This is a genomic window from Acinetobacter sp. YH12219, assembly GCF_013417875.1.
Classification (GTDB): Bacteria; Pseudomonadota; Gammaproteobacteria; order Pseudomonadales; family Moraxellaceae; genus Acinetobacter; species Acinetobacter amyesii.
Map to the genome: position 1 here is coordinate 1 of NZ_VPDC01000050.1, position 4,496 is coordinate 4,496.

The following is a 4,496-nucleotide window of genomic DNA, read 5'->3' on the forward strand; positions in this document are numbered from 1 at the left end:
AAGCTACATCCTATTGAACGTGCAGCTAAAGTACATGCAGACTTTGTAGGCATTCATCCATTTATTGATGGGAATGGTCGTACATCACGCTTATTGATGAATCTCGAATTACTTAAAGCTGGATATCCGCCTTGTGTGATTACAGTAGAAAATCGTTTGGCTTACTATGAAGCTTTAGATCAATGGATGGCTTATGGTAAAACTGAAGCATTTATCCAATTAGTTTCTGAGGCTGTGCTTGATGGATTTAAACCATATCAAGTTGTATTGGGGATTTAAGTATATCTACTAGGCCTCTACTTGAAACTTCAATTATTTTTAGGGGGTATTACCCTACAGAACAATGAAATAAATATCATTCAGACACTAAAGTATCTCTAGAGACACCCATCATTTTACATGCTCTAGAAACATTCTGAAGTTCTTCAGCTAAATTAAACTAAAGCAATGACTAACCTCTTATAATAAAATATTCTTAAAACCAATAATTTATTACTTATACAAAATACTTAAACATTATCACTTATTAAACAATTGCTCGCATAATAAAAAAACTATTGCTAATAACAAAAACAACCATAAAATATCATTTATTTTCAATAAAAATCCAATCCCTCCTTGATTTTTGAAAATCCTATTCAAATTATAGTAAATAAATGCTAAATCAAAAATAACTACTACTGGAATACCAAGTATTGTACTTATTCCCAAAATATTAATAACAAGCAGTATTAGAATCTTTTTTAGATTACTCGATGTATAAACTAAATGATTTAAAAAAAAATTCTTCAATATAGCCTCAACATAAAATCAGTAGAATCTCCTTTAAATTAAAAGGAGATTCTCAAATAAAACAGCATTATTTTTAAGGTAATTAGCAAAGATAAAATCTATGATATGCTTCTAAATTCACCTTCAATAATCATCCCCTCTTTTCTCCAAGAGGCAAAAGACTTAGTCATTGATTCATGATCCATATGCATCAATTTTATCTCTTCAATTTTATCTTTGAGTTCTTTGTAAATAGGGAAAAATTTTAAAATAAATTCATCTTTATCAATTAACTCTAAAATCTCTCTTTGCTGGTTTTGTAAATTCGCTACTAAACTCTTTCTTGCCAACTGAAACTCTTCTTGTTTCTTCGCCTGATTCCAAGTATCCCAAGCTTCTACCGCAATACCAATAAGTGGTAATGCTGTGTTAATGTTGCTCGCCAGGTTAACAGCTCCCCACGGTTGGAACTTTAAAGCTTCTTTTAAATTAAGCCCAATAAATTGCCCACCCGCAACTAAGCCATCTCTTGCAGCTAAAATAGTTGTATTATCCAACTTAATATTCTTCGCTAAATGATTGAGACCTTTTTTAGTCAATGACCCAACAGCGGTGTCAATATTATCAATTTCTGCGTTAAAATTAACTGCTTGTGTATTTAATGCAATATTGATTTGATTGGTTTCATTTTGAAAATATTCATTAATCTTACTTGAGATAATTGATCCCTTATCACCAACTTCCCTCACTACGAATTCACCAATTGTTTCTAGACTCGTACCTTGGACCTGCATTACTAAGTCTTGGAAATATCCATTAAAACTAGATCTTAAATTTGTTTTTGCATTGGCAATTTTTTTGGAAATTACATTCAGTGCACCAGTTTCAATTTCATAAACTTGATTAAGTTTTTCCATTTCCTTTGATAGCAGGGATTGTTGTTCTTCAATTTCAGGTATTTTCTTAATCAAAATATCACTAATAATGGACTTTCTCGTTTCTTCAATTAAACCAGTATAACCACCACTTTTTTTCACAATTTCACTAGTTGCATTTTGCAACAATTTGATATGAGACAATTGTTCAAACTCATCTCGATTTTCCATCCAATAATTAACACCTTCATCAAATGGATTTGCTGAAACTGCCACTATTTTTAAGTTATGGGTTTCCTGCATAGAAAGAGATAAGATCGAACTTAATCTTTCTTTAACATTTTGCTCTTTAATTTTAAATTTATCTTGGTAGTCTAATTCATCCTCTACATCTGCAACTTCATCAAAACGGCTAAGAACAAATACTGTTCGTGGAAGTAAGTTCAGATCTTTAAACAACCATTTTAAATCTTCAATATGACTTTCTTTGATCGGATTTTTAGAGTTCATGACATAAAGAACAATATGTGCTTCACTTACATATTTTTTTGTGATGTCTTTATATTTTTCAATCTCTTGGGCATCGGTGTTCACTTGCTCTTTATAACCATATAATCCTGGTGTATCAATGAGTTGATACTCTTCATCAATGTCATAAATTTTAACTGCATTTGATGATTCAGAAGCACTAATATTCATGGTTGCTGGGTCAATTTTACCTAACCATGCAGCAGCAATTGAGGTCTTTCCTTCAGAGAATCCACCTATAAGTGCAATTTTAAGTTTATCTCCTTGCAAAGTATTCAATGAGTTCTTTAACTTAGCTTTAATATCTGTTGATACATCTAAACCAAACTCTTGACCTTGTGTAATAAAACCTTCTAATTTACTCAATAAGTTGATAATTTTAGCCTGATTATCCTGATGATTTTTTAAAGTTTCAGACATTTATTTGACCTCATAAGCACTGCTAATATTATTTGATAACGTTTTAAACATATTGATTGATTGATACATATCTTCTACAAGCCCTGTGATTTGATCACTTGGCTCATTCAACTTTTTCTTCAAATCTGATATTGATGGCTCAATTTTTTCTTCAACATCGCTCACATTCTCCCTAGCAACTTTTTTAAGCTCTTTCACAATATTTGATAAATTTTTATCAACACTTTTCTTTTGCTCAGATTTTTTAAAGTCTGAATCAAAAAAGCTCCAAATTGCTTTTGCAAAACTAAATAACAAACCCGCAGCCGTTAATGATATTGCAACCCAGCCGACTGGATTCCACCACATTGCAGCACCTACACCAATACCAACACCAAGTAGTCCCATTTTGTTGATGCCATTATTGATATCAAATTTCAATGAAACATTATTATTCAATCCTGTCACATCATCAGCTTTAAAGTTATTTTGAATACTGGCTAACCGTGAAGAAAGTTTCTGTAATTTTTCCTTTAAATTTTCATCAAACTGCGAAGTTTCTGTTTTAAAACCAGCAATTAGATCTTTACTCACTAATTCAAGATTGTTATCAATCTGTCGCTTCAGAATACCTTTAAACTCATCATTACTAATATCACTTTCAATCCGTTTATAGACTTCTTGACGAGTCTTACGCTCAAAATCTTGAATGATTTTTTCAATCCTCGTTTTAAGGCTTTGCACTAGGTCCAAATATTCACTATCAATTTCTTGCTTAGTGACAGCCACTTGCTTATCAATATTCAGCTTTAGATCACTAAAGCCATTATGAATATTATTTAACTTCTCTACTGTTTGTTTTAGAACATAATTCGCTTTATTGAAGTTACTCGCCTTAATTTTATAAGGTACGTCTCCAATGACTGTTTGAGTTAAGTGGTTTTGAAATGCGCTCAGTCCTGACTTTTCCTTTAATTCATCTCGATCAGAATTATTTAAAAACTTGATCTGATTACGATATTTTTCACCAAATGGCACCAAGCAATTGGCTACTGCATAAAATGCAGCAAGTCCAGCCACCACAGTATAATTCTTATAATGTTTATCTAATGCTGATTCCATCTGTTTATTCAGATCATTTAAGGCACCTCTTTCATCATCATTACTGATCAGTCCATTTTTTAATGATCTAGGCGATGTAACTGGTTTATTGTAAACAGTCCAAACTTCTGTCTGATCTGCTAGGTGCGTTTTTATTTTTTGAAGTGTGCCTTCATTTGGAGCTGCATCTTTACTTGTGACATAGAAAACAGCATGTGCTTTTTTAACGACTTTAGAAATTTCGTTCTCAACTAGTTTTTCATCACCCTCAATTCCTGGCACATCGATTAATTTGACCTGTGTGCCATTAATATCAAATAAAAACTCTTTACTCTCTCGAGTGAAGTCACTACGGCCATCCCCCATAATTTGGCCATCTTCAAACTCTCTTAGCTTCTCCAACATTTTTTCAAATTGCTGTAACTGCTGTTCAACTACTTTCTTTTCATTTTCTAATTGTAAAGTAATAGAGTTGATTGGTTTTTTGGTTAACTCATATTCATCTTGTATCGTTGCAAGATGCGATTGTTTCAATGCATATTCTTTTTCGATTTTTTGCTTCAATACTTTCAGTTCAGAATCTAATAGCGCTTTCTGTTTAATTAACTCTAACTCAATTAAACCAATTTGTTTTTCCTCTTCTAGGCGCTTAAAAATATAAATAATTTTTAACCACCATGACATATTTTGTTTTTTATATTAGATCTCTTTCATAAATCAAAAAACGATCTTCTTTTTGGTTAATATTTGCACTCCGGATTTCTTAGCATTCGTGCATAATCTGCGGATGAAATACATCGATTCAAACAAGCTTTCTGATCC

3 protein-coding genes are annotated in these 4,496 nt (G+C 31.9%); 1 reads left to right on the plus strand and 2 read right to left on the minus strand.

Annotated elements, in window-relative coordinates:
• A partial coding sequence (locus tag FTV04_RS16335; RefSeq protein ID WP_180090409.1) for a Fic family protein occupies window positions 1-279 on the plus strand: 279 nt, incomplete at its 5' end.
• 611 nt (window positions 280-890) lie between these two features.
• Here FTV04_RS16335 and FTV04_RS16345 read toward each other — a convergent pair.
• A complete protein-coding gene (locus FTV04_RS16345; RefSeq protein ID WP_120401121.1) occupies window positions 891-2,594 on the minus strand; it encodes a LeoA/HP0731 family dynamin-like GTPase in 1,704 nt (567 codons plus the stop codon).
• Window positions 2,595-4,358 carry a GTPase gene (locus tag FTV04_RS16350; RefSeq protein ID WP_180090410.1) on the minus strand — a complete coding sequence of 588 codons (1,764 nt, stop codon included), beginning with the start codon at window positions 4,356-4,358 and terminating at the stop codon, window positions 2,595-2,597. It lies immediately after the preceding gene.
• Window positions 4,359-4,496 lie beyond the last annotated feature (138 nt).